This window comes from Microbispora sp. H10830, assembly GCF_014161375.1.
GTDB lineage: Bacteria > Actinomycetota > Actinomycetes > Streptosporangiales > Streptosporangiaceae > Microbispora > Microbispora catharanthi.
Window position 1 is genome coordinate 181,567 of the sequence record NZ_JABBWX010000009.1, and the last position, 24,038, is coordinate 205,604.

Sequence of the window (24,038 nt, forward strand, 5' to 3'; positions counted from 1 at the left end):
GCTTGCATTCCCTATCAAGGCGCTCTACTCTCCGCATAAGAGATGGATTCAACTCTTATTTCGGAGGCAGGGCGATGACGGAGACCACCGAGGCGAAGCTGCCGTCGCAGGTGAAAAACGCGCTGATCGCGCTGGTCGTGGGCGGGATCGCGGCGATCCTCGACTCGACGATGGTGACGCTGGCGATCCACACGCTGGCAGTGAAGCTGCACTCGACCGCCGACACGATCCAGTGGGTCACCACCGGCTTCCTGCTGGCGATGGCCGTCGCGATCCCGGTCACCGGGTGGGCGGAGCGCCGCTGGGGCGGCAAGCGGGTCTGGATGGCCGCGCTGGTGCTGTTCGTGCTCGCCTCGGTGCTGTGCGCGGTGGCGTGGAACGACGCCAGCCTGATCGGCTTCCGGGCACTGCAGGGCTTGGGTGCCGGGCTGATCTTCCCGCTGATGCAGACGCTCGCAGTGAGAGCCGCGGGCGGGCATGTCAGCAGCCGGCTGATGGCGGCCGTCAGTCTGCCGATCGCGCTCGGCCCGATCCTCGGCCCGGTGATCGGCGGCGTGATCCTGAACTGGCTGAGCTGGCGCTGGCTGTTCCTCATCAACGTGCCCGTGATCGCCGCCGGGCTGCTGCTGGCGTGGCGGTTCCTGCCCGGCGACCGCCCCGGCTCCTCGGCCGGGCGCGGGCGCCTGGACTGGATCGGCCTGGTGCTGCTCGCGCCGGCGCTGACGGGGATCCTGCTCGGCCTCTCGCAGCTGTCCGAGGATGGCGGGATCGGCCACGCCGGGGTGCCGGTGCCGCTGCCGGCCGGGGTCGTCCTGCTTGCCGCGTTCATCGCCTGGGCGTCACGGCCTGGTGAGCGCGAGCCGATCGTCGACGTGCGGCTGCTGCGCGTGCGCTCGCTCGGCAGCGCCTCCGCGGTCCTGTTCACCGCCGGTGCGGCGATGTACGCCGGCATGTTCCTACTGCCGCTGTACTACCAGCAGCTGCGGGGCGACAGTGTGCTGGATGCCGGGCTTCTGATGATCCCGCAGGGTGTGGGTGCGCTCGCCTCGCGCTTCGTGATCGGCAAGCTGGTCGACCGGTTCGGGGCGCGGGCCCTGACGATCGCCGGCTTCCTGCTCACCGCCGTCGCTACCGTTCCGTTCGCGCTTGCCGGGCCGGGCACGAGCCTGTGGTGGCTGGGAGCCGTGCTGCTGGTTCGCGGTCTGGGGATCGGGGCGGTGCTGATCCCGCCGATGTCCATCGCCTACCAGGACGTCCAACCGGCAGGCATCCCGCACGCCACTATGAGCACCCGCATCGTCCAGCAGGTGGGCGCCTCGTTCGGCACCGCGATCGTGGCCGTCGTCCTGCAGTCGCTCCTCGGCCACGGCGCCACCGGTGCCTTCCGGGGCGCGTTCTGGTGGGCGATCGGTATCGCCACGGCCGCGGTCATCCCTGCCATGACTCTTCCGGCCGATAAGCCGGCGAGCCACCGGCCGGCCGCGAAGCCGGTGCACAACGACGAGACCGCAAGCAGCCGAGCGGCGAGGGCCGAGAAGCAACCGAACGGCCAGTCGCGTTAGGAAGCCGTGGGGGGAGCCGCACCCGGTCTCGGGGCCACGCGCACGAGCTTGGTCCAGCCGGTCCAGCCTCGCTGCTTCAGCAGCTCGATCAGCCGGCGCGCCGGCGGCACAGTGTCGAACGCCAGTCTGTCCATCAGCTTGACAAGCGGTGACTCGATATCGGTGTCGTCGACATAGTCCTCGCCTCGCTCGTCGGCCATACGGGTGATGTAGACGGCCAGCTTGTCGGCCAGCTCGACCAGCCGCGGGTCGTCGTCGGCTCGGTCGAGAGCCTGGCTCAGGGTGAGGTAGAAGTCGACGAGCCGCGGGTCGTCGAGCTGCTCCCGCTTGCGTGCCATCCACTCCGGGACTCGCGCGGGTGAGTGCGCGGCCAGCGGGATCCAGCCGTCACGCTCGGCCTGGACGATCCGCTCGTCGACCCCGAGCGCCCGCAGCCGGTCGAGATACTCGACCACCTCTGGGGGTAGCGTCAGGCTGTCCCCGGAGGCGAGGCGGGCGATCCGCTCGCGGTGCCGCTGCCGTTCCCGGATCTCCGCACGCAGCCGCCTGTCGATGTCCTCGATCGCCGCGGCGAACTCCTCCTCGCCGACCCGCAGCAGCTCCCTCACTCGCGCCAGCGGGACCCCGGCCTCGGCGAGGGTTCGGATTTTGATCAGCTCGATCACGGCGCCGGCGCCGTATCTGCGGTAGCCGGAGCGGTCCCGCTCTGGCTCCGGCAGCAACCCCTTGGCGTGGTAGTGCCGCACCGCGCGCACCGTTACTCCGGCGTAGGACGCCAGCTCGCCGATGGTCAGCATGACACCAGTCTCCAGGAGTCGCTTAAGAGGTCGCCTGGCCGGCTGGGCCTTCTGCACTACGGATGATCTGGGCGATTTCCGGGGCGTGGGTGAAGACCAGCCGGTGGTCGGCGTCGAGCCATGTGGTGGCGATGTGCGGGTGCTCGCGGACAAGCCGCGCGACGCCGGCACGCCAGATCCGGTTGAACCGCGGCGCGTGCCCTTCGCCGCTGTCGCCGGCCATCGAGGTCGACATGATCATGCTGATGGGCCGGTCGATCCTTTTGTACCGGTCGAGGATCTCGGACCGAATCACATCGATCTCAAGGTTCAGGTCGAGGATGTCCTGGGCGGTGAGCGACACCTGACGTGCGGTGTCCGCCCGCTCGGCCTCCCGCTGCGCCGCCAGATCCTCCCACATGGCGCGGAACTCCGGCAGGACGGCCTCGGTGATGAACGGTTCGGGCACCGGGTTCGCCCCGTCGATGAGAACGAGCCCGGCGACGGTGCCGGGATGCTCGGCGCCATAGTGAACCGCCAGGTCAGCGCCCAGCGAGTAGCCCACCAGTACGGGCGCCGCGGGCAGGCCTCGGTTTCCCAGCTCCGCCATCACTGCGCCGAGATCGCCGAGGAATGCCTCGAAGGAGTACCGGTCGGCGGCCGAGGCGAGGCCGTGTCCCCGCAGGTCGAAGGTCACCACGTCGTAGTCGCGCCGTAGCAGCTCGGCCAGCTCGTGTAGGTCGGCCTGTGTCGAGTTCAGCCCAGGGCACAGGACCAGCGGTCGTCCCTGGCCGTCGCGGGACACCGGGATCGTGACGCCGTCGTGGTGGATCTCGATTGCACTGGGTTTCGTGGTCATGCCGCGATGCTGAGAGATTGACCCAGCGTCAGGGTCAAGCGGCGCGGCGACATGACGTACGCGCAGACGCCATCCGCACCCTGTCCAACGCCGCAGTCGCACTGAGGTGCTCACCTCTCGGTGCGGGTGAGGAAGGCGGCCAGCGTGCGGTCGTAGCGCTCGCGGTCGGTGCTCCAGATCTCGGAATGGCCGGCGCCGGGGAACTCCTCGTACTGGATCGGCCAGTTCATCGCGCTCGACGCCTTGGCCAGCTCACGTGCCGTCTCCACCGGATGCTCCTTGTCGGCGTCGCCCATGAGCAGCAGCGTGGGCGGCTTCACCCGCGGCGGGTGGCCGAGCAGGTCGATCGTGCCGATGTCGAAGCCGCCGCGCCAGTCGATGACCTGCTCCATGACCGGCACCATGAACGACGGCATGTGCATCTGGGCAGCGGCGAACTCACCGGTACGCCGGCTGCTGATCTCCGGGTTCTCCAGCACGGCGGCCGAGACCACGTCCGCCAGGGGAGAGCGGGTGAGCAGCTGGCCGACGATCGCGCCGCCCATCGAGCCGCCGTAGAGCACGATGTGCCTGGCGCCCATGGACTGCGCCTTGCGTATCGCGGCCTCCAGGTCACGCCACTCCGACTCGCCCTGGTGCAGGAATCCGTCCGGCGACGCGGGCGCGCCGAGGTCGTTGCGGTAGGTGATGTCGAGCACCGGCATGCCGACCCGGTGCATGGTCGCGATGGCGTGCAGGCTGGAGTTGCGGTAGGCGTTGCTGCCGTGCACGGTGATCGCCCAAGTGTCGCCACGCGCGGGCACGTACCATGCGGGCGCGTCGCCCAACTCGGTCCGCACCATGATCTCGGTGAAGTCGAGGCCGAGCGCCGTCTTCGGGTCGCCGCTGTAGGTCATGTACATCTACGCGCGGATCCCGGTCGGCGGGGTCTGACCGCTGACACGCACGCGCTCCACCCGGCCGGCCGACCTCTTGACGATGTCGCCAACCATGGCGGAGCCGCTGCTCCAGTTGAGCGACCACGTGCCAGGGCGGGTGGTGGCGGCGGACGCGGTGACGGTGATGGTCCTGTCCGTCACGCCCAGGACGACCTCGGGATAGGTGATCGTCTCCGGGTGCTTCGGCACCAGCGTGACGTCGCTGACATACCAGGCACCCGCTCCCATCCCTCCTATCACCAGGACCGTCAGCGCGGAGGCGGCCACGAGCAACTTTCGCTTCATGTCCTCATGCTGGGCGTAGGGCACGGGCCGGTGGATCACCCGTAGGAGCGGGATCCCGCCTCACTCTTGAGAGCGGGGCGTGACCAGCCCCGACTCGTACGCGAGCACCACCGCCTGCACCCGGTCGCGCAGGCCCAACTTGGCCAGCACGCTGCTGACGTGCGTCTTCACGGTGTGCTCCGTGACGAACAGCTCGGCGGCGATCTCCGCGTTGGACAGGCCTCGCGCGACCTGGCGCAGTGTCTCGAGTTCCCTGGCGGTGAGCGCGGCCAGCCTGCGGTCGTCGGCCTGGTGTGCGGTGGCAGGGTGTGCGGTGGGGCGTGCGGCGGCGGGGCGCGAGCGGCCCACCACGTCGCCGATCAGCCGCCTGGTCACCGTCGGCGCGAGCAGCGACTCACCCGCTGAGATGACCCTGACCGCCTCCACCAGCTCGGCTCGCCGCATGTCCTTGAGCAGGAAGCCGCTCGCGCCCGCACGCAGCGCGTCGTAGACGTACTCGTCGAGGTCGAATGTGGTCAGGACCAGCACCTTCGCGGTGGTGTCGCGGCAGATCTCAGCGGTCGCCGCGATGCCGTCGACCTTCGGCATCCGTACGTCCATCAGCACCACGTGCGGCTCGAGTTCGCGGGCCGCGCTGATCGCCTCGGCGCCGTCGGCGGCCTCGCCCACCACCTCGAGGTCGGGCTGCTCTGCCAGCATCATGGCCAGGCCGTCGCGGACGAGGGTGTGGTCGTCGGCTATGAGCACCCGGATGCTGTTCTGCGTCGGCACGCCTCAGTCTATGGAGCCCGCGAGTCTGTGAGAGCGCCGGCGAGCGGCAGGCTGGCGGCAACGCGGAAGCCCGTCCCGTCTGAGCCGGTGACGAGCCGGCCGCCGGCCACCGCCACGCGCTCGCGCATGCCGATCAGTCCGTGCCCGCCATGCCCGCCATGCCCGCGCTCTCCGCTCACGCCGCGCCCGTCGTCGTGGACCTCCAGGTCGAGGGCATCGTCCCGCCACGTGAGGCGGACCCGCACCCGGGTCGCCTCGGCGTGCTTGATCGTGTTCGACAGTGCCTCCTGCACAATCCTGTACACCGTGACGGCGAGGTCGGAGCGGCAGGGGCGGGGCTCGCCGCGCTCCTCGAAGGTGGCGTCGAGCCCGGCCTGCCGCACCCCCTCGATCAGGGAGGGGAGGGACTCGATGCCGGGCTGCGGGTGGCGCTCGGCCCCTTCGGACCTGAGTGCGAGGAGCACCCTGCGGAGCTGGGACAGGCCGTCCCTGGTGGTCGTCGATATCGTGTCGAAGATCCGCTCGGCCTTGGCCGGGTCGGTGCGCAGCGCCACGGGCCCGGCCTCCGCCTGCAGGATCACCAGGCTCATCGCATGGGCGACGATGTCGTGCATCTCCCGTGCGATGCGCTCCCGTTCGCGTACGGCGGCGACCTCCCGCTCCTCGGCGAGCCGCCGCGCACGCTCTTCGAGGACGGCGATACGGTCCCTGCGCGCTCGCGCGCCGGTGCCCAGGGCGTAGGCGACGACGAACGCCGCCGCAGTGGGCCCGTAGCTGAGCGGCTGGTGATGCTGCAGCACCGCCGCGGAGGCGAACCCCGCGATGGTGCCGAGCACCCCGGCCAGCATCCGCGCGGCCGGGGACAGTGAGGCCAGGCCGTAGGTCGCGATCAGCGACGCGGCGGGGATCCCGCCCATCGAGTCGGTGAGGAAGAGAGCGCCGGTGCCGATCCCCGTCACGGTGCTCACGAGCAGGGGGAACCGCCTCCGCCACAGGAGCGGCAGCGTGTTCACCGCGGCCAGGGCGGCCACCCACCACTCCAGGCGATGATTGAGCACGGCCATGATCATGATGCTGAGGAAGCACCCGATCGCGAGTACCGCGTCGACCACCGTGGGAGGTACACGACGCATCCGGCCAGTATCCCCGACACCCGGTGGCCGTGGCCTCACTCCTGAGAGCGAGACCGGCCGGCTCCATGGTGAAACGTTCACGAGTGCCCACTCGCGCCTGCGGAATTTCGGCGCCGGTGGTTTCCTGCCAATGAGGTCCACTCTGTGATTGTGTGATTCGCCGTTCTCCGGCGGAGGACGGCCGGCGAAAGGCGCGCCGTACAGAGAGCGGGTGGATGCGCGGGTCAAGCGCCGAAAGGAAGCGGCGTGCCTGCGGGGACACCCCGGGCAGTGGCTGGGGCGACGGCTGCGCGGCACTTCGTCGTGGGCAATATGACGGCGAAACGACCGCAGCTCACGGCTTTCGAGGAGTGATTCTCGGACGTAGGCTGGCGAAATGGAGCTGGCCGAGATCCGCAGATATCCGGTTAAGTCGGTTTCTGGGTGGATTGTTGATTCGGCGGTCGTGGAGCCGTGGGGGCTGGCGGGGGATCGCCGGTGGGCCGTGGTGGACGAATCGGGCAACCTGCACTGGGTCGGGGAGAATCCGCGACTGCTCTCCGTCGTGGCCACCCCCACCGCCGAGGACGGCCTCCTGCTTGAGGCCCCCGGTCTGCCGCAGCTGAAGGTCCCCCCGGCCACCGGTGAGCACGTCCCCGTCCACTTCGTGGAAGTGGACACGGTGGTCCTCGCCCACCCGGAGGCCCACGCCTGGTTCACCCGCTTGTTGGGGAAACCCGCCCGCCTCGTCTGGCTCGACGACCCCCGCCGCTGCGCCGTCCCGGCCTCCCACGGCGGCCTTCCCGGCGACGTCGTCAGCCTGGCCGGGGACGCCCCCTTCCTGCTCACCTCCCGTTCCTCCCTCCGCCGGCTCGACGACTGGATCACCGAGGGCGCCCTCGAACGTCAGGAGGAGGTCCCCGCCCCCCTCGACATGGCCCGCTTCCGCCCCAACCTCGTCGTGGACGGCTTCGCCCCCTACGTCGAGGACACCTGGCGCGAGATCCGCATCGGCGCCCTCCGCTTCCGCATGTCCGAACTCTGCGACCGCTGCGCCGTGCCCACCTACGACCCCACCACCTTGGAAAAGGGCAAGGAACCCCTCCGCACCTTGGCCCGCCACCGCCGCTGGGACGGCAAGACCTGGTTCGGTGTCCGCTTCGTCCCCCGTGACTACGGCGAAATCCAGGTCGGCGACCCGGTGACCGTGCTCGCCACCGAGCCCTGACGGCCTTCGAGGAGGCTGAGTAAAGCAATCAGCGGTAGCGATCTGTGACTATTTCGCCTGTGGCCGGCGAGGCCGTTGACGCCGACGGAGCAGTGGAGGCCGTGACGCCCAAAATGCCCAGGGTATTGAGCGGGGTGTCGTCCCGGCGGAGCGCGCCACGCTGATCCTGTTGATGGCCACCAGCAACAGGTGGAGCCCGGCACGAGGTTCGTGCCGGGCCTCCGTGCCCGGTCAGTGGTTGACGGTGCTCATTCCGGCCGGGTTGTACCGGTCGCCGGAGACCTGACCGGCGAGGGCGTCGAGCGCGTCGAGGTGGTCCGGCTCGAACTTGATCTCGAGGGCCGCGACGTTCTCCTCCAGCCGGGTGACCCGCTTGGTGCCGGGGATCGGCACGACGTCGTCCCCGCCTCTGGTCAGCACCCAGGCGAGGGCGACCTGGGCCGGGGTCGCTCCGAGCGTGGCGGCGATCTCGCCGACCTTGGCCACCAGGGCCTGGTTGGCGGCGAAGTTGTCGCCCTGCCAGCGGGGGTTGTGGTGACGGAAATCGTCGCCGGACAGCTCCCCGGTGTTCGTGATCGCACCGGTCAGGAGGCCGCGGCCGAGGGGGCTGTAGGCGACCAGGCCGATGCCGAGCTCCCGGAGCGTGGGCAGCAGCTCGTTCTCGATGTCCCGGGTGAACAGGGAGTACTCGTACTGTCCCGCGGTGATGGGGTGGACGGCGTGAGCGCGGCGCACGGTGGCGGGCGCGGCCTCGGAGATGCCGAGGTGGCGGACCTTCCCGGCCTCGACCAGCTCCTTCATGGCGCCCCAGGTCTCCTCGACGGGGACGCCGGGGTCGACGCGGTGCTGGTAGTACAGGTCGATGTGGTCGACCCCGAGCCGTTGCAGCGAGGCGTCGCAGCAGCGGCGCACGTAGTCGGGGTGGCCGTTGACGCCCACACGGGTGCCGTCGGGCAGACGCTCGATGCCGAACTTGGTCGCCAGCACCACCTGGTCGCGCCGGTCGGCGACGGCCTTGCCGACGAGCCTCTCGTTGGTGAACGGCCCGTACGCGTCGGAGGTGTCGAGGAGGGTGATCCCCAGGTCGAGCGCGCGGTGAAGGGTCTGGATCGATTCGGACTCGTCGCCCGGACCGTAGAAGTCGCTCATCCCCATGCAGCCCAGGCCGAGCGCCGAGGTTCGAAGGCCCTGGCCGAGCGTGTGCTGCTTCATTCTTCTCCCATGATTCTGCGGCTGTAGAGGTCGATTTTGTAGTCGACGATCTCGAGATCGCTTCGGAGCTGCTCGATTTTGGCGATGACGTCGGCCCGGTGGGCCTCGAGCAGCTCCTTGCGGGCCACGTAGGTGTCCCGGCCCCTTCGGACGAGTTCGGCGTACCGGCGCATCGCGGCGATGGGCATGCCGCTCGCCCGCAGGCGGGTGAGCAGCGCGATCCACTCGGCGTCCCGCTCGGTGTAGCGCCGGTGGCCGTTGTCGCCGCGCGGCGGCGGCTCCAGCATGAGGCCGGCGCGTTCGTAGTAGCGCAGCGTGTGGGCGGTGAGGCCGGTACGCTGCGCTACTTGCGCGATGGTCATGCCGTCGTCCATGGGGACCAGTCTGGGAGTTAGAGCGCGCTCTAAGTCAAGCTGGAGATCATCGGGCGCACCTCATTGGGCGGTGCAGAGGGTGCCGTTCAGGGTGAAGGCGGCCGGCAAGACGTTGGGGCCGCTGTAGGCGCCGACGAAGCCGATGGAGGTGCTCGCGCCGGGTGCGAGCTTACCGTTGTCCGGGGTGCTGGTGACGTTCACCGAGGTCCCGTTCTGCGTCCAGTTGGCGCTCCATCCGCTGCTGACGGTCTGCCACCCGGTGGGCCAGGTGAAGTGGAGCGTCCAGCCGTCGACGGCGGCCGTGCCGGTGTTGGTGACATCCACGGTGGCGACGAACCCGTTGCCCCAGTCGCTGGTGTCCCTCAGGCGTACCGAGCAGGAGCTCTCGCCGGGGGTGCCGGTGGTGAAGGTGAGCGGCGCGGAGGCCCAGGAGACGCGGCCGGCGGTGTCGCGGGCGATGACGTTGACCGTGTAACGGGTGCCGGGGACGAGGTTGCGGACCGTGAAGGAGGTGCCGGAGGTCTCGCCGAGCTGCTCGGTGACGGCGCCGTTCTGGCGGTGGATCTCGTACTTGGCGACGGGGCTCGCGCCGGGGGCGGCGGCGGGCCAGGAGATGGCGGCGGTCTTGTCGGTGACGTCGCTCGCGGTGGGCTGCCCGGGGGCCGCGGGGGCGCCCGTGGTGGCGGTGGCCGGGTGCAGCACCAGCGTGGTCAGCGAGTACGGCGGGAGGGTCTGGGTGGTGGCGGTGCCGCCGTGGCCGGTGCTGACCGAGGTGGCGCCGTTGATGAGGGTCTGCACCGTGGGCGCTTCGCCGGCGGGGGTGAACCCGTCATAGTCGATCTTCACCTGGTGTTCGCCGTCCGGATCGCGGTTGATCAGCAGGACGGCGAGGTCGCCGTTGGGGCGGCGGGCGGCGTGCGCGGCGACCAGCGGCTCGTCGGTCGCCGCGCGGACGAACCGGTCGCCGGGGCGGGCGAACGCGCTGATCATGGAAAGCGCGTGGTAGGGGGCGAAGGGCGTGTTCAGCGGGGGTTCGCAGGTGTCGCCCGAGCACGTGCCGCTGGACAGCATGCCGAAGTCGCCGTAGTCGGTGTGGCCGGCGACGGTGCTGATGGTGCCGGCGCCGTTGTGGACGTTCCACCAGTCGATGGTGAACACGCCCTGCTCCATGAGGCCGGCGTAGGCGTCGGCGGCGAACAGCGCGCCGGGCTGGGTGTTCGGCGCGATCCCGCTGTTGATCTCGGTCATCGCGATGCCGATGTCGCCGGCGCGGGCGCCGGCGTGCTTGGCGATCTGCTTGCGGACCAGGTAGAGCATGTCGGGGATGTGCGCGGTCTTGGTGAGGACGTCGGCCACGTCGTTGTGCGCGGGATACCAGTGCAGGATGACGAAGTCGATCTTCGAGGCGGCGACCGACAGGACGGTGTCGTTCCAGGTGGCCTGGTCGCCGGCGGCGACGATGCCGTCGGGCCAGTTGGCGGGGGTGGTGAGCACCGCGCCGATCTTGATGGTCGGGTCGACGGCCTTCATGGCGTCCGCGTACTGCACGAGGTTCCTGGCGTACTCGGCGGGGCTCTTGTCGGCGTGGTCGTCGGCCTCCCAGTTGGCCCCGTAGTGGCCGTTGCCGTAGTTCTCGTTGCCGATCTCCCAGTACTTCACGCCGTACTTCTTGGTGACGTTGGCGTACTCCACCCAGTCGGCGGCCTCCGCGGCGCTTCCTGTGCCGTAGTTGGCGATGACCAGAGGCTGCGCGCCGGTGCGCTGCGCAGCCCGCATGAAGGTGTCGAAGTCCGTGCCGGGGGCGACGTAGCCGCCCGGGGCGGTGTGGGTCTTCCAGTGGTAGATGTCGGCGTACGACCCGCCCGGGTAGCGCAGCATCTTGACGCCGGCGGCCTTGAGGAGGTCGGCGGTCTCGTTCGTGCCGAGATTGCTGTCCCAGATCGCATGGTTGGCGCCCACAGCGGTGTCGGACGCGGCGGCCAGGCCCGCGCGGGTGTTGACGGTGACGTTGACGGGCGCGGTGTCGGCGGTGGCGGCGGGTACGCCGGTGAGGACCTGGGCGGCCACCGCTGCGCCCGTGAGGAGTGCGATGGCCGGCCTGGCGATGCGCAGGGTGCTCATTACGTCCCTTTTCTGGAGGATCTTGCCCGTGTGATCATGATCAGGACGTCTGGAGCGGTCAAGCAGAAGCCCCCCGGTGGGGCCCTGAGCTGCGGCAGAGTTAGGCGGGTCGTGCAACTTTCACGCAGAATGCCGCAGGTGGCGGCACGGCCCGGCTGTGCCGGGAGCTCAGGGCGGCTCACCCAGGCTCCGAGTGATCCAGCCGGGCGTGTACGGCTATCGCCGCCCCGAGGGCGAGGGCGGCATATCCGCAGGTCACGGTCAAACCAGCCCAGGGCGGGAGCGGGTAATAGCCCTCTAGTAGCGACGGGCCGACGTCCACATGTGCGAACGTGGGGACGCTCTGCATGATCGCGAACCCGGCGGCAGGGGTGATCATCAGCAGCCATGGCGCCCAGCCCGCGGTCGCCAGCAGGTAGGGCACGACGACCAGCGCGATGGCCAGCCCGATGGCGACGACGGCCCGCTTGACCAGCGCGGCGAGGCCCAGAGCCAGCACGGCGGCGGCCGCGGCCAGCGCCGCGTAGCCGACGATCACCCGGAGCTCGGTACTCAAGGTGATCGGCTGAACCGGGTTCTGATTGGCGCGCAGTATCGCCAGGCCGACGGGGACCACGACCCCCGAGGTCACCAGCCCCGCCACGAACGTGACCACGCCGACCACCATGGCCTTGGCCGCCAGCGGCCGCGCCGGATGCGGCGCGGCCGGCGGGCTGGTCCTGTTGCGCCCGCGCCGGTGTTCCGCCGTGAAGAACGTGACCGCCACCACGAGCACCGGGATCAGCCCCACGGCCCCGCCGATCAGCACGAGGTCGGCGCGTATGCCGCCCTCCACCGTGGCGGGCCCGATGTCACCACCCCCGGTCACGATGAGCTTGTCGCCGGACTCGACGGCCCCGCCCGGGTGGTGCGGGGTCTTGCCGTCGGACTCCATGCCGACGCCGACGTCGTCGCGGCGCCACGAACCGTTGGCGCCCTGCAGTCCGATCTGGTCCAAGGTGGCGGTGACCTGGGAGAAGGCTTTCGCCATATCCCACAGCACGCCTGGCGAGGTGGCGAACAGCCCGATCTCGACCGTCTCCGGCAGCCCGGTCAGCTTGACCGTGCCGACCTCGGTCCACGTCTTGCCGTCGTCCGACTCGTAGCCGCCGATGGTGTCGCCCGATCTGGTCAGCCGCAGCCACTGCGGGCCGTTGTGCGGACCGCCGGCCACGTCGTGGACGTAGTTGTACTGCATCCGCACGCCGTGATCTCCGGTGAGCATGACGGCGGCATACGGTGTGCCCTGCTTGAGGCTCTGCCTGACGAGGAGCCCGGCCTTCGCCCACGGCACCACCCCCTCCTCGATGTTGCGCACCCCGGGTACGGCGTCCGGCCGCCGTATCTGCCCGGTCATGTCCGACACACGGGCGGTGATGCTGCCGTTTCCCTTGAGCGGCTGGTGCACGAAGTAGTACTTGTCCCTGACCGCCGTGCCGTCGGGTCCCACCACGGGCGCGGGGCAGGGGCCTTCGCCCTTCCCGGTCACGCAAGCGGTGCGGACGCCCCCGGCGACCAGCAGTCCGAGCGACACGGTCACCAGCACGGAGGCCGCCATGGCGAGCACCCAGCCGCGCGCGGTGCGGAACGTGGTCCACTCCGCGTGCAGCACACGGGGGAAGCCGTCCTGCCCGGCCCGCCGGCCGGAGCGGTGAGGCGTGAATGGATTCATGCCGACGGTTGTACGGGGCACCCGGTCTCGGCGAGGTCCCAGCGGCTGCGACCCGGCTGCGACCGGGAATCTGGCATCGTGGCGGGCATGGCACCTGAACCCGGCCGCACCGCCCGCACGACGGCCGGCGGTGAGCGGCGGTGAGGGTCCTCGTCGTCGAGGACTTCGAGGTCCTCGCCCGCTCCATCGGAACCGGGCTGCGCCGCGAGGGCATGGCCGTCGACGTCGTCCTGGACGGAACCGCCGCCCTCGACCGCCTGGCCGTCACCCGCTACGACGTGGTGATCCTCGACCGCGACCTGCCGGGCGTCCACGGGGACGAGATCTGCCGGCGACTCGCCCGCGGCCGCTGCGAGACCCGCGTACTGATGCTTACCGCCTCCGGCACGATCGAAGACCGTGTCGACGGGCTCAGCCTCGGCGCCGACGACTATCTGCCCAAGCCTTTCGCGTTCGCCGAACTGGTCGCCCGCGTCCGCGCACTGGCCCGTCGCGCCACCCCGCCGCTACCGCCCACCCTGGTGTGCGGGGACATCACCCTTGATCCGGCCCGTCGTATCGCGTTCCGGGCCGGCCGGCGCCTCGAGCTGAGCCCGCGGGAGTTCGGCCTGCTGGAATGCCTGCTCGCGGTGCCCGGCCTGGTCATCTCCGCGGAAGAACTGCTCGAACGCGTCTGGGACGAGGCCGCCGACCCCTTCAGCAGTGCCGTCAAGCACACCATGCACCGCTTACGGGCCAAGCTCGGCGACCCGCCCGTCATCGAGACGATCCGCGAAGGCGGCTACCGCATCGGACCGTCATGACCTGCCGGCAACTCGCCAGAAGGTCCTTGCAGAAGCGGCTCGCGCTCGCCTACGCGGCGGGCATCTACGCGGCCGGGGTCGTGGTGCTCGTATTCGTCGACCTCCCGCTCGTCAGCATCCAGGCAGCCAGGCCCGAGGGCCACCCCTCATCGAGCGCGATCACCGAAACCGGGTCCGGGATCAGCCTGCCCCAGCTCCTCGCGGGATCCGCCGTCGCCCTGGTCGTTCTGATTCCCGTCGCCCTGGCTCTCGGCTGGTACGTCGCCGGCCGGTTCCTGCGCCCGCTGCGCGCCATCACCGCGACCGCCAAAGTCATCTCCGCCGGAAACCTCCACCGGCGTCTCGACCTCGGCGAGCCCACGGACGAGCTGACCGAACTCGGCCACACCCTGGACGACCTGTTCGCGCGCCTTGAATCGTCCTTCGACGCCCAGCGCCACTTCGTCGCCAACGCCTCCCACGAGCTGCGCACCCCGCTCGCCGGTCTGCGCACCCTTCTTGAAGTCGCCCTCGCCGACCCCGACGCCGACGCCGAAGCCCTGCGCTCGGCCTGCCAGGAGGCCCTCGCTCTGGGCGGACACCAGGAGCGGCTCGTCCAAGCACTGCTCACCCTGGCCACCAGCGAGCGCGGCGTCACCCGCTGGGACACCGTCGACCTCGCCCACGTCGTCGAAGGAGTGCTCGCCTCCCGCCGCGACCAGGCAAGGGAGGCAGGCATCGACCTTGCCGAACATCTGGCGCCCGCGGTGACGGCCGGGGACCCGAGACTGATGGAAAGCCTGGTCGCCAACCTCATCGACAACGCCATCCGCCACAACCACGCAGACGGGCACGTGAAGGTCACCACGCAGACCTCCGGCGCGCAGGTGGCCCTTACCGTGGCCAACACCGGGCCGGTCGTCCCCGGAGACCAGATCCAGCGCCTCTTCCACCCCTTCCAGAAACTCGCGCCTGAACGTCACGGCCGCCGCGACGGCTACGGCCTCGGCCTGGCCATCGTCGATGCCGTCACCCAAGCTCACCGCGCCACCCTCACCGCCGGCGCGCGCCCCGAAGGCGGCCTGTCCATCACCGTGCGGTTCGCGGCCTGTCGTTGGCGACCGGATGCAGCGACAGTCGAATCACGCCGGACGCACCTCACCGCCTGATCGACATGTTCACGCCCACGGCTCCCGCCCGGCGCTCGCATCGTCGGCAACCCGCCAGGACCGTCACCTACGACCTGAGACGCCGTGCATGAGGGTGTCGATCACCTTCGTGGCCAGCGCGTCGGGATCGGAGTGTGGGAGCGCGGAGTGCGCGGCCTCCCCCAGCAGCGCAAGGTAGACCTGCCTGGCCCACACGATGTCGGCGTCGGGGCCCAGCAGCTTGCCGAAGACCGCCTCGCACACCTTCATCACCTCGGCCTGCACAGCCTGGGCCTCTTGGCTGAGCGGCAGCTCGCGGGCCAGGGTGAAGCGCCAGCCGAGCTTGATCTGCACGATGGTGGCGGTGGCCTGGTGCAGCACCACCAGGGCAGGAGCGGTGTGCGGGCGGGCGGCGAGCACCGCCTCCTGGATCTCCCGCCACGCGGCCAGCTCCATGGCCTCGATCAACGCCTCGCGGCTGGCGAACCTGCGGTGCACGGTGGCCCTGGCCACGCCCGCCGCCTCGGCGACCTGCTCCATCGTGGCCAGCGGGTTGCCGCTCAACACCTCTTCCGCCGCCGCCATGATCGCTCGCATGCTGCGTTCGGCGTCCGCCCTCAGCGGCCTGTTGTGTCCCACACGGGAAACAGTACCGCCACTAACTGAGACTATATGTTGCAGATATTTGGAGATCTGTTACCTTTCTGCTCATGACTTCTCAGGGAACCGCCCTCGTCACCGGAGCTTCCTCCGGCATCGGCGCCGAATTCGCGCGCCGGCTCGCCGCCCGCGGCCACGACGTCGTCCTGGTCGCCAGGTCCGCGCCGGCGCTCGAAGCGCTCGCGAACGAGGTGCGCCGCGACCATGGCGTACGGGCCGAGGTGATCGTCCAGGACCTGTCCGCCCCCGACGCGGCCACGCGGGTCGCCGAGGAGGTCGCCGCCCGCGGACTCACGGTGGATCTGCTCGTCAACAACGCGGGCTTCGGCACGGCCGGTCACTTCGCTCAGATCGCCCCCGGACGCGAGCATCGGGAGCTCATGGTCAACGTCGTCGCGCTGGTGGGGCTGACGCACGCGTTCGTGCCCGGGATGCTCGCGCGGGGCGCCGGCGGGGTGATCAACGTGGGATCCACGGCCGGCTTCAGCATCACCCCGTATTTCGCCACCTACGGCTCGTCCAAGACCTTCGTGCTCAACTTCAGCCTCGCGCTGTGGAGCGAACTGCGCGGCAGCGGCGTGAAGGTGCTCGCCGTCACGCCCGGACCGGTCGAGACGGCGTTCTTCGACCGGATCGGCACCAGGAAGGCCGCCATCGGGGCCAAGATGACCACACCCGACCAGGTCGTCACCTCGGCCCTGAGGGCCTTCGACCGTGACCGCGGCTACGTGGCACCGGGCCGGGGCACCCTGATGATGGCTCACCTCATGCCGCGCCGGCCGCGCAAGCTCATGGCGCTGATCGGCCGGAGGGTCACCCGGCCGGTGGCCGACGAGCTCACGCCCAGCCTGGCGCGCTGACGCGCCCGGGTCGCCGCGGTGTCACGACCCGTGGCGGACCGGCATGTTCTGTCCGATCCAGCAGACGTCCGGCTGGGATCCGCAGAAGGTGGCCTGCACCTCGAACCCGCCTTGGTCGGTGATGGCCTGCTGTGCCTGTCCCCGGACGAAGGCGGGGCTGACGACGCCGGTCAGGTTCTGATTGGAACGGCCCGCGCCGGAGTGCCCCTGGCCACCGCCCGCGCGCCCTCCCTTGATCACCTGTCCGCCACCCGAGCGCCCCCTTCTGATCATTTGACCGCCGCCTCCGCCCGGGCCGGGGTTGCGGAGGGCGGTGAGTCCCTCGCGCGGGTGATGCGGGGCGACACGGGCGATCGCGGGCCGCGCGAGCGTGATCCCCGCCGCGCTGATCACGAGCGCGACCATGGCCAGCCGCCGGGTCGAGAGGCCCATCGCGGGGACCTTGGTGTCGCGCGGGTCGCGCGTGCGGGAGCGGGACATCTCGGTAGGTGCCTTCCTGTTCCTGACCCGGCGTTCGCTGTCGCTCGTCCGCTTCCGCCGGGACGTGACCCTCATACCCGGCCTGGATCTCCGTAGCTGCGGCGCGGGGCCAAGTAGCGATCAGCTCTCGCCCACGGCCCCGGAAACCCGCAGGTAGACCGATGATCAACGCGCACTCGTCACCGGAGCCGGCAGTGTCCGCCGGTTCGCGGTGGCGTCGCGGCATACGACTGCCGGCTCGGCCGGACACGCTCGACCACGCGGTCGGGGTGTGTTGCCGCGGTCGCACCACCCCGATCGCGGACGAGCGGCGACGGCGCCGCTAGTGGACGCTGAAGCCGCCGTCGACGCAGATGGCCTGGCCGGTGACGTACGACGAGGCGTCGGAGGCGAGGAAGACGGCCACGCCGCGGAAGTCGTCGGGGACGCCGTTGCGCCCGGTCATGGACCTGGCGGCCAGTTGCTCCACCCGCCCGGGGACGGCCTGGGCGGGCGCGGTCAGCGGGGTCAGGACGAAGCCGGGGATGATCGTGTTGCTGGTGACCCCGTGCGCCGACCACGCCTCGGCCTGGGAACGGGTCAGGCCGCAGACGGCGGCCTTGGCCGCGCCGTAGACGCCGCTGTCGCCGAAGGCGCTGATCGACTGCTGGGAGCCGATGTTGATGATCCGCCCCCGGCCCCGGGCGGCCATGCGGGGACCGAAGTGCTGCCCGAGCAGGAACGGCGCGGTGAGGTTGACGGCGATGGTCTGGTCGTAGTCGTCGACGGTCAGTTCGGCCATGGGCCTTCGGATGTTGTTGGCGGCGTCGTTGACCAGGATGTCGATCTCACCGAAGAAATCGCCCGCCTCCTCGCATACGCGGGCGACGTCGGCGCGGTCGCCGAGGTCGGCGCTGATCGCGGCCGCGCGCACGCCGTGGCCTTCGAGCCCGCCGACGGCCTCGGCGAGTTCCTTGCGCCGCCGGGCGACCAGGACCACGGCCGCGCCGGCGCGTCCGAGTGCCTCGGCGATGGCGTATCCGATGCCGGAGCTGCCTCCGGTGACCAGGGCGACCCGGCCGTTGAGGGAGAAGAGTTCCTGGATGTAGATCGGCATATCGCCGGAAGGTAGCAGCAGGCCGGGGCGGGACCTGCGGACGGGTCAGGCGGGACCGGCGTCTTCGGCGTCTTCGGCGTGCATCTCGCGCATCACGTCCTCGATCTTGCGCATCACCGTCTCCATGGTGCGCAGGGTCTCGGTGTCGAGGCGCCGCAGGAGGCGGATGTAGCCGCCGGTGCCGGCTTCGATGATCTCGCTGGTGAGCCGCCGTCCGGCCTCGGTGAGCTGGACGCGGCGTACGCGGCGGTCGTGGGGGTCCTCGTGACGGCTGGCCAGGCCCTGGGCGACCACGCGGTCGACGATGCCGGTGACGGTGGCCAGGCCGACGCCGAGGTGGCGGGCGAGTTCCTGCCCGGAGGTGGACCCGGCGAACGACAGGAACATGACGACCTTGAGCTGCTGCATGGTGAGAGTGGAGGCCAGCAGCGGCATCGAGCGGTCGCGGGCGAAGAACCGGCCCATGCTGCGCTGCAGCTCCGCGAGGCGGGCGATGAGGCATCCGCGCTCGGGGTCCTCACCGCTCTCCCTGAGGGTGGCGGGTTCGTCCTGCGGGCGGGGGGTGGCCGCCGCGCCGGTTCCGGCGCGGCGATCGGCTGGGCTGTCGTTCACTGTCACCTCTCGGGTCAAGAGGTTACCAGCCGTTAATGCGACAGCTGAATGTTCGGACAAGGCGAAGTGTTAGGCTTGGGCAAACACTTCCCCCGATGTCAGGAGCTCGGATGACCTCCTTGGCCAGGCTGAGCCTTGCCAACCGCACTCTCGTGATCATGATCACGCTGGTGCTCGCGGGTTTCGGCTTGTTCGCGATTCCCTCGCTGAAGCAACAGCTTTTCCCGTCGCTGGAGTTCCCGGCGGCGTTCACGGTGGCGAGTTATCCGGGTGCCGCTCCCGAGATCGTGGAGGAGCAGGTCACCAAACCGATCGAGAGCGCGTTCCAGGGTATCGCCGGCGTCACCGACATCACCTCCACCTCGCGGGAGGGGATGTCCCAGGTGCAGGTGGCCTATGAGTACGGCACCGACATCGACCAGATGATCGGGAAGATGCAACAGGCCGTGAGCCGTATCAAGGCGCAGCTTCCGGCCGATGTCGATCCGCAGGTGGTCGCGGGCAGCACCGACGACATCCCGGTGATGGCGATCGCGGTGGGCGACGGCGGCGACCAGCACGCCATGGTCGACAAGATCGACAAGATCATGGTGCCGGAGCTGCAGTCGATCGAGGGCGTCCGGGACGTCACCGTCAGCGGCGCCAGCGAGGAACAGGTGGTCATCACCCCCGACCAGGGCAGGCTCGCCCTGCGGGGGTTGTCGGCCGCGGCCATCCCCGACCTCCTGCGGGCCAACGGGGTGTCCATCCCCGCAGGCACGCTGACCGAGGACGGCAAGTCGCTGACCGTGCAGATCGGCGACCCGGTGCGTACGGTGAAGGACCTCGAGAACCTCTACCTGACCCCCGCCGCGCCCGCGGCAGGGCAGGGTGCCGCGGCAGGGCAGCGCGCCGGCGCGAGCGCCGGACAGTCCGCAGGACAGGGCGCGGGGCAGAGCGCTGCCGCCGGGCAGGGCGCGGCGTCGTCGGCGGCGCAGGCTCAGGCGCGGGCCGCCGCGGCCCGGCCGAAGCCGGTCAAACTCGGCGACGTGGCCGACATCAAGGTCGAGGACGCCTCCGCGGCCACGCTCACCCGCACCAACGGCACCCCGAGCCTCGGCGTGTCGATCACGATGGTGCCCGACGGCAACGCCGTGCAGATCTCCCACGACGTGAACGACGCCCTGCCGGACCTGACGCGCGCCCTCGGCGACAGCGCCGAGCTGACCGTGGTGTTCGACCAGGCGCCGTACGTCGAGCGGTCCATCGAGGACCTCACCACCGAGGGCCTGCTGGGTCTGGCGTTCGCCGTGCTCGTGATCCTGGTGTTCCTGCTGTCGGTCCGCTCGACCCTGGTCACGGCCGTTTCGATCCCGCTGTCGGTGGTGATCGCGCTGATCGCGCTGTGGATCGGCGACTACTCGCTGAACCTGCTGACGCTGGGGGCGCTGACGATCGCGGTGGGCCGGGTGGTCGACGACTCGATCGTGGTGCTGGAGAACATCAAGCGCCATCTCGCCTACGGCGAGGAGAAGCGGCGGGCGATCCTCGACGCGGTGCGCGAGGTGTCCGGCGCGGTGACCGCCTCGACGCTCACGACGGTCGCGGTGTTCCTGCCGATCGCCTTCGTCGGCGGGATGGTGGGGCAGTTGTTCAGCCCGTTCGCGATCACGGTGACCGTGGCGCTGCTGGCGTCGCTGCTGGTGGCGCTGACCGTCATCCCGGTGCTGGCGTACTGGTTCCTCAAGGCGCCGGCGCTCACACCGCAGGAGGCCCAGGCCGTACGCGAGGACGCCGAGCGCAGGGAGCTGCGCAGCCCGCTGCAGCGGATCTACCTGCCGGTGCTGCGGTTCGCGACGCGGCGGCGCCTGGTCACGGTGCTGATCGGGGTGGTGGTGTTCGTCGCCACGATGGCGCTGGCGCCCAACCTGAAGACGAACTTCCTCGACAACTCGGGCAACGACACCACGCAGATCAGCCAGCGGATGCCGGCCGGGACCGACCTGGCGACCACCGACGCGGCGGCCAAGAAGGTCGAGGCGGTGCTCGCGGCCGACGGGGGCGTGAAGTCCTACCAGGTGACGGTCGGCGGCGGGAACCGCTTCCTCGGCGGGGTCGGCGGCGGCTCCGACCGCGCGTCGTTCTCGGTCACGCTGAAGGAGGACGTGGAGACCTCCGCCCTGGAGGACCGGCTGCGGGAGAGGCTGAAGGGCCTGACGGGGATCGGCGACATCACAGTCGGCGGCAGCGGCGGGTTCAACTCCGACCAGGTGCAGGTCATCGTGCAGGGCGCGGACCAGGCCGCGCTGAAGACGGCGGCCACCACGGTGCGCGACACCATGGCCGGGATCGACGGGCTGCGGGACGTCGCCTCCAACCTCGAAGACAGCGTCCCGCGGGTCGAGGTGCACGTGGACCGGGAGAAGGCCGCCGCCAGGGGCCTGACCGAGGCCGGGATCGGGCAGCTGGTCGCGCAGGCGTTCCGCGGCGCGCCGATCGGCTCGATCGACGTCGACGGCCGCTCCAGCGACGTGATCCTGCGCGCCGGCGGTGACGCGCCCGACGACATCGCGGCGATCAGGAAGATCGCGATTCCCACGGCGACGGGCATGGTGGAGCTCGGCGACGTCGCCGACGTGGTGAAGGCCGACGGCCCGACCCAGATCACCCGGCAGGACGGCGACCGCACCGCGACGGTGTCGGGCACGGCCGACGCGTCCAACCTGGGTGCGATCACCACGAAGGTCACCGACAAGCTGAAGACGCTGACGCTGCCGGCCGGGGTGACGTACAAGATCGGCGGTGCGAGCTCCGACCAGCAGGACGCGTTCGCCGATCTGGGGGTGGCCATGCTGCTCGCGGTGGCGATCGTCTTCATGATCATGGTCGCGACGTTCCGCAGCCTGGTGCAGCCGCTGATCCTGCTGGTGTCGATTCCGTTCGCGGCCACCGGCGCGATCGGGCTGCTGCTGATCACCGACACGGCGCTCGGCGTGCCCGCGCTGATCGGCATGCTGATGCTGATCGGTATCGTCGTCACCAACGCGATCGTGCTGATCGACCTGATCAACCAGTACCGCGAGCAGGGGCTGGGCGTGGTGGAGGCGGTCATGGAGGGCGGCCGGCGGCGGCTTCGCCCGATCCTGATGACCGCGATCGCGACGATCTGCGCGCTCACCCCGATGGCGCTGGGCGTGACCGGTTCGGGCGGGTTCATCTCCCAGCCGCTGGCCATCGTCGTGATCGGCGGCCTGATCTCCTCGACGCTGCTCACGCTGGTGCTGGTGCCGACGCTCTACACGATGGTGGAGCGGCTGAAGGAGCGCATGCGCCGTACGCCGAAGCAGCCCGCGTCGGGCGACGGCGACGGTGACCTGACCGTGTACGGCGAGGAGGCCCTCGAACCGGCCAAGTGAGCCCGGCCGCCACACAGATATAACCGCAAACGGTTCTTCGCGAAGGAGTCTTTGCGAAGAACTGTTTGCGGTTTACGGTGGGGGCATGAGTGATCCTGGCGAGACGCCCTTCTCTCCGAACGCGGAGGACGCGGTCGTCCTCGACGCCAAGGGGCTTCGCGCCCTCGCGCATCCGGTGCGCGTGCAGGTGGTGGGCCTGCTGCGCAAGCACGGCCCGTCGACGGCCACCCGGCTCGCCGAGCTGCTGAGCATCAACTCCGGCGCGGCCAGCTACCATCTGCGCCGGCTCGCCGCCGCCGGCTTCGTCGAGGAGGACGCCGGGCGCGGGAACGCGCGGGAACGCTGGTGGCGTGCGGTCCATCAGTCGACGCACTTCGACGACCTGGACCTGGCCGAGCGGGAGCCGGAGGCGACGCTGGCGTACCTGCAGTCCGTCGCCGCCATCTACACCATGCGCGCCCAGCGGACGATCAACGAGCTCCAGACGATGCCGCGCGCATGGCGGAACGCGGCCGACATGAGCGACTGGGCGCTGCGGCTGACCCCGCAGGAGGCCACCGCCCTGCGGGAGGAGCTGTGGGCGGTCGTGACGCGGTACCGCAGGGACAGCCCGGAGGCGGCCGGCGCCCCGGACGACGCCGAGCGGGTGTCGGTGATCATGCACATCCTGCCCGAGTTGGACGCGCCCATCGCTCAGGAAGACGACGCCCGATGACGGAAGAGGACGCGTCCACCGGAGGTTCTTCCCGCGCGCGCAGGCTGCGGCCGCTGGGCGGGCTGCTCGCGGCCATGGCGGTCGCGTTGACCGGCACCCGGGTCTCGGCCATCGCGCTGCCGTGGTTCGTTCTGGTCACGACCGGCAGCGCCACCCAGACCGGGCTGGTGGCCTTCTGCGAGATGACTCCGTACGTGGTGGTCAAGGCGCTGACGGGACCGCTGGTGGACCGGGCGGGCCCGCGGGTCGTCTCCTGGAGCACCGATGCGGTCAGCGCGGCCGCGGCCGGCGCGATTCCCCTGCTGCACGCCGTGGGCCTGCTGTCCTTCCCCGTGCTGCTGGCCCTGGTCGCGGTGATCGGCGCCGTACGCGGCCCCGGCGACCTGGCCAAGGAGGTGATGATCCCGGAGGCGGCCGAGCGAGCCGGCGTGCCGCTGGAGCGGGCCACCGGCCTGTCCGGCGTGACCGAGCGGCTGGCCTCGACCGTCGGTCCGGCGGCCGGCGGCCTCCTGGTGGCGTTGCTGGGCCCGCTGACCGGTCTCGTGCTCAACGCCGCGTGCTTCGCCCTCGGGTCGCTGATCATCTCGCTGGCCCTGCCGCGCGGCATGGGTCACCCGGCCGACGAAGCCCCGGCCGCTTCCGGCTACTGGCGGCGGTTCGGCGAGGGCTTCGCCTTCCTGCGCGGCGAACCGCTGCTGCTCACCATCATCGTCATGGTCGGGATCACCAACCTGCTGGACGCGGCGTTCAACACCGTCCTGCTGCCCGTGTGGGCCGAGCGATCCGGCAACGGCCCGACCGCGATCGGATTGAGCAACGGCGTGTGGAGCGCCACGGCGGTCGCGGGAAGCCTGGTCGCCGCGGCCGTCGCGCACCGGATGCCGCGCCGGGTGGTGTTCTTCGCCGGGTTCCTGCTGGCCGGGGCGCCGCGGTTCCTGGTGCTGGCCGCCGACCCGCCGATGTGGGCGGCGCTGGCGGTCTTCGCGGTGAGCGGGGCCGGTGGGGGCTTCCTCAACCCGATCCTCGGGGCGATCGCCTTCGAGCGGGTGCCGCACGGCCTGCGCGGCCGGGTCAACGCCCTGGGCGACTCGATGGCGTGGGCGGGCATCCCTCTGGGCGGGCTGATCGCCGGGGCCGCGGTGGCGTGGTCCGGGCTCGCACCGGTGTTGCTGACGGCCGGCGCGGCGTACTTCCTGACCACCAACCTGGCCGCGCTGCTGCCGCAGTGGCGTGAGATGGACCGCCTGCGCGGCCGGGGCGCTCGGGAGTCGCGGGCGGCCGAGCCTGTGGCGTGAGGCCCCCCGTGCGTGTCCGGCACCTGCGGACAGCCGGAAGGAACGG

General features: G+C 70.6%; 22 protein-coding genes. 8 read left to right on the top strand and 14 right to left on the bottom strand.

What is annotated here, in order from left to right; genetic code table 11:
• Window positions 1-74: 74 nt before the first annotated feature.
• Window positions 75-1,562 carry an MDR family MFS transporter gene (locus HHX35_RS23290; RefSeq protein WP_182900869.1) on the top strand — a complete coding sequence of 496 codons (1,488 nt, stop codon included), beginning with the start codon at window positions 75-77 and terminating at the stop codon, window positions 1,560-1,562.
• On the opposite strand, the gene HHX35_RS23295 is transcribed toward HHX35_RS23290, so the two are convergent.
• The 6 genes from HHX35_RS23295 to HHX35_RS23320 form a co-directional block, all read right to left on the bottom strand.
• A complete protein-coding gene (locus HHX35_RS23295) occupies window positions 1,559-2,359 on the bottom strand; it encodes a MerR family transcriptional regulator (RefSeq protein WP_182900870.1) in 801 nt (266 codons plus the stop codon). The two genes, HHX35_RS23290 and HHX35_RS23295, sit on opposite strands and share 4 nt — an antisense overlap.
• Before the next feature lie 22 nt (window positions 2,360-2,381).
• Window positions 2,382-3,197 (bottom strand): alpha/beta fold hydrolase, encoded by an 816-nt coding sequence (locus HHX35_RS23300; RefSeq protein WP_182900871.1) that lies wholly within the window; start codon window positions 3,195-3,197, stop codon window positions 2,382-2,384.
• Window positions 3,198-3,307: 110 nt separating this feature from the next.
• Window positions 3,308-4,099, bottom strand: a complete 792-nt coding sequence (locus tag HHX35_RS23305) for a S9 family peptidase (RefSeq protein WP_182900872.1) — start codon at window positions 4,097-4,099, stop codon at window positions 3,308-3,310.
• Window positions 4,100-4,420 (bottom strand): hypothetical protein, encoded by a 321-nt coding sequence (locus HHX35_RS23310; RefSeq protein WP_182900873.1) that lies wholly within the window; start codon window positions 4,418-4,420, stop codon window positions 4,100-4,102.
• 60 nt (window positions 4,421-4,480) lie between these two features.
• Window positions 4,481-5,191, bottom strand: a complete 711-nt coding sequence (locus HHX35_RS23315; protein WP_310739249.1) for a response regulator transcription factor — start codon at window positions 5,189-5,191, stop codon at window positions 4,481-4,483.
• Between the two features lie 8 nt (window positions 5,192-5,199).
• Window positions 5,200-6,324 carry a sensor histidine kinase gene (locus HHX35_RS23320; protein WP_182900874.1) on the bottom strand — a complete coding sequence of 375 codons (1,125 nt, stop codon included), beginning with the start codon at window positions 6,322-6,324 and terminating at the stop codon, window positions 5,200-5,202.
• 376 nt (window positions 6,325-6,700) lie between these two features.
• On the opposite strand from HHX35_RS23320, the gene HHX35_RS23325 reads away from it, so the two are divergent.
• Window positions 6,701-7,531, top strand: a complete 831-nt coding sequence (locus HHX35_RS23325; RefSeq protein ID WP_182900875.1) for an MOSC domain-containing protein — start codon at window positions 6,701-6,703, stop codon at window positions 7,529-7,531.
• A gap of 231 nt (window positions 7,532-7,762) precedes the next feature.
• Here HHX35_RS23325 and HHX35_RS23330 read toward each other — a convergent pair whose 3' ends face one another.
• The 4 genes from HHX35_RS23330 to HHX35_RS23345 form a co-directional block, all read right to left on the bottom strand.
• Window positions 7,763-8,743, bottom strand: a complete 981-nt coding sequence (locus HHX35_RS23330; protein ID WP_182900876.1) for an aldo/keto reductase — start codon at window positions 8,741-8,743, stop codon at window positions 7,763-7,765.
• Window positions 8,740-9,117 (bottom strand): MerR family transcriptional regulator, encoded by a 378-nt coding sequence (locus HHX35_RS23335; protein WP_182900877.1) that lies wholly within the window; start codon window positions 9,115-9,117, stop codon window positions 8,740-8,742. The genes HHX35_RS23330 and HHX35_RS23335 overlap by 4 nt, the downstream gene beginning before the upstream one ends.
• A 60-nt stretch (window positions 9,118-9,177) precedes the next feature.
• Window positions 9,178-11,238 (bottom strand): cellulose binding domain-containing protein, encoded by a 2,061-nt coding sequence (locus tag HHX35_RS23340; protein WP_182900878.1) that lies wholly within the window; start codon window positions 11,236-11,238, stop codon window positions 9,178-9,180.
• A gap of 178 nt (window positions 11,239-11,416) precedes the next feature.
• On the bottom strand, window positions 11,417-12,949 hold the full coding sequence (locus tag HHX35_RS23345) for a hypothetical protein (protein WP_182900879.1): 1,533 nt from the start codon (window positions 12,947-12,949) through the stop codon (window positions 11,417-11,419).
• Window positions 12,950-13,089: 140 nt separating this feature from the next.
• Here HHX35_RS23345 and HHX35_RS23350 point away from each other — a divergent pair, with 140 nt between their 5' ends.
• Together HHX35_RS23350 and HHX35_RS23355 are read left to right on the top strand one after the other, a co-directional pair.
• Complete coding sequence (locus HHX35_RS23350) at window positions 13,090-13,752, top strand: response regulator transcription factor (RefSeq protein ID WP_182900880.1); 663 nt, start codon at window positions 13,090-13,092, stop codon at window positions 13,750-13,752.
• The gene (locus HHX35_RS23355; protein WP_182900881.1) at window positions 13,749-14,900 is read left to right on the top strand and encodes a HAMP domain-containing sensor histidine kinase; all 1,152 of its coding nucleotides are present in this window, start codon (window positions 13,749-13,751) and stop codon (window positions 14,898-14,900) included. Before HHX35_RS23350 ends, HHX35_RS23355 begins: the two co-directional genes overlap by 4 nt.
• A 63-nt stretch (window positions 14,901-14,963) precedes the next feature.
• On the opposite strand, the gene HHX35_RS23360 is transcribed toward HHX35_RS23355, so the two are convergent.
• Window positions 14,964-15,518 carry a helix-turn-helix domain-containing protein gene (locus tag HHX35_RS23360; protein WP_310739252.1) on the bottom strand — a complete coding sequence of 185 codons (555 nt, stop codon included), beginning with the start codon at window positions 15,516-15,518 and terminating at the stop codon, window positions 14,964-14,966.
• 71 nt (window positions 15,519-15,589) lie between these two features.
• Between HHX35_RS23360 and HHX35_RS23365 the strand changes: the two genes are divergently transcribed.
• Window positions 15,590-16,399, top strand: a complete 810-nt coding sequence (locus tag HHX35_RS23365) for an SDR family oxidoreductase (protein ID WP_182900882.1) — start codon at window positions 15,590-15,592, stop codon at window positions 16,397-16,399.
• 21 nt (window positions 16,400-16,420) lie between these two features.
• Here the strand turns inward: HHX35_RS23365 and HHX35_RS23370 are convergent, their stop codons facing one another.
• The 3 genes from HHX35_RS23370 to HHX35_RS23380 form a co-directional block, all read right to left on the bottom strand.
• On the bottom strand, window positions 16,421-16,879 hold the full coding sequence (locus HHX35_RS23370; protein ID WP_182900883.1) for a hypothetical protein: 459 nt from the start codon (window positions 16,877-16,879) through the stop codon (window positions 16,421-16,423).
• Window positions 16,880-17,201: 322 nt separating this feature from the next.
• A complete protein-coding gene (locus HHX35_RS23375; protein WP_182900884.1) occupies window positions 17,202-17,975 on the bottom strand; it encodes an SDR family NAD(P)-dependent oxidoreductase in 774 nt (257 codons plus the stop codon).
• 45 nt (window positions 17,976-18,020) lie between these two features.
• On the bottom strand, window positions 18,021-18,587 hold the full coding sequence (locus HHX35_RS23380; RefSeq protein WP_310739253.1) for a MarR family transcriptional regulator: 567 nt from the start codon (window positions 18,585-18,587) through the stop codon (window positions 18,021-18,023).
• Window positions 18,588-18,697: 110 nt separating this feature from the next.
• Here HHX35_RS23380 and HHX35_RS23385 point away from each other — a divergent pair, with 110 nt between their 5' ends.
• The 3 genes from HHX35_RS23385 to HHX35_RS23395 all read left to right on the top strand — a co-directional run bounded on the left by HHX35_RS23385 (window position 18,698) and on the right by HHX35_RS23395 (window position 23,992).
• Window positions 18,698-21,982, top strand: coding sequence for an efflux RND transporter permease subunit (locus HHX35_RS23385; RefSeq protein ID WP_182900885.1), 3,285 nt, complete (start codon window positions 18,698-18,700; stop codon window positions 21,980-21,982).
• A gap of 85 nt (window positions 21,983-22,067) precedes the next feature.
• Window positions 22,068-22,697: a helix-turn-helix domain-containing protein gene (locus tag HHX35_RS23390; protein WP_182900886.1), complete on the top strand. Its 630-nt coding sequence runs from the start codon at window positions 22,068-22,070 to the stop codon at window positions 22,695-22,697.
• A complete protein-coding gene (locus tag HHX35_RS23395) occupies window positions 22,694-23,992 on the top strand; it encodes an MFS transporter (protein WP_182900887.1) in 1,299 nt (432 codons plus the stop codon). The genes HHX35_RS23390 and HHX35_RS23395 overlap by 4 nt, the downstream gene beginning before the upstream one ends.
• Window positions 23,993-24,038 lie beyond the last annotated feature (46 nt).

Coding starts and splice junctions, on each gene's coding strand:
- HHX35_RS23290 (WP_182900869.1), top strand. CDS start 75: ATGACGGAGACCACCGAGGCGAAGCTGCCGTCGCAGGTGAAAAACGCG.
- HHX35_RS23295 (WP_182900870.1), bottom strand. CDS start 2,359: ATGCTGACCATCGGCGAGCTGGCGTCCTACGCCGGAGTAACGGTGCGC.
- HHX35_RS23300 (WP_182900871.1), bottom strand. CDS start 3,197: ATGACCACGAAACCCAGTGCAATCGAGATCCACCACGACGGCGTCACG.
- HHX35_RS23305 (WP_182900872.1), bottom strand. CDS start 4,099: ATGTACATGACCTACAGCGGCGACCCGAAGACGGCGCTCGGCCTCGAC.
- HHX35_RS23310 (WP_182900873.1), bottom strand. CDS start 4,420: ATGAAGCGAAAGTTGCTCGTGGCCGCCTCCGCGCTGACGGTCCTGGTG.
- HHX35_RS23320 (WP_182900874.1), bottom strand. CDS start 6,324: ATGCGTCGTGTACCTCCCACGGTGGTCGACGCGGTACTCGCGATCGGG.
- HHX35_RS23325 (WP_182900875.1), top strand. CDS start 6,701: ATGGAGCTGGCCGAGATCCGCAGATATCCGGTTAAGTCGGTTTCTGGG.
- HHX35_RS23330 (WP_182900876.1), bottom strand. CDS start 8,743: ATGAAGCAGCACACGCTCGGCCAGGGCCTTCGAACCTCGGCGCTCGGC.
- HHX35_RS23335 (WP_182900877.1), bottom strand. CDS start 9,117: ATGGACGACGGCATGACCATCGCGCAAGTAGCGCAGCGTACCGGCCTC.
- HHX35_RS23340 (WP_182900878.1), bottom strand. CDS start 11,238: ATGAGCACCCTGCGCATCGCCAGGCCGGCCATCGCACTCCTCACGGGC.
- HHX35_RS23345 (WP_182900879.1), bottom strand. CDS start 12,949: ATGAATCCATTCACGCCTCACCGCTCCGGCCGGCGGGCCGGGCAGGAC.
- HHX35_RS23355 (WP_182900881.1), top strand. CDS start 13,749: ATGACCTGCCGGCAACTCGCCAGAAGGTCCTTGCAGAAGCGGCTCGCG.
- HHX35_RS23365 (WP_182900882.1), top strand. CDS start 15,590: ATGACTTCTCAGGGAACCGCCCTCGTCACCGGAGCTTCCTCCGGCATC.
- HHX35_RS23370 (WP_182900883.1), bottom strand. CDS start 16,879: ATGTCCCGCTCCCGCACGCGCGACCCGCGCGACACCAAGGTCCCCGCG.
- HHX35_RS23375 (WP_182900884.1), bottom strand. CDS start 17,975: ATGCCGATCTACATCCAGGAACTCTTCTCCCTCAACGGCCGGGTCGCC.
- HHX35_RS23385 (WP_182900885.1), top strand. CDS start 18,698: ATGACCTCCTTGGCCAGGCTGAGCCTTGCCAACCGCACTCTCGTGATC.
- HHX35_RS23390 (WP_182900886.1), top strand. CDS start 22,068: ATGAGTGATCCTGGCGAGACGCCCTTCTCTCCGAACGCGGAGGACGCG.
- HHX35_RS23395 (WP_182900887.1), top strand. CDS start 22,694: ATGACGGAAGAGGACGCGTCCACCGGAGGTTCTTCCCGCGCGCGCAGG.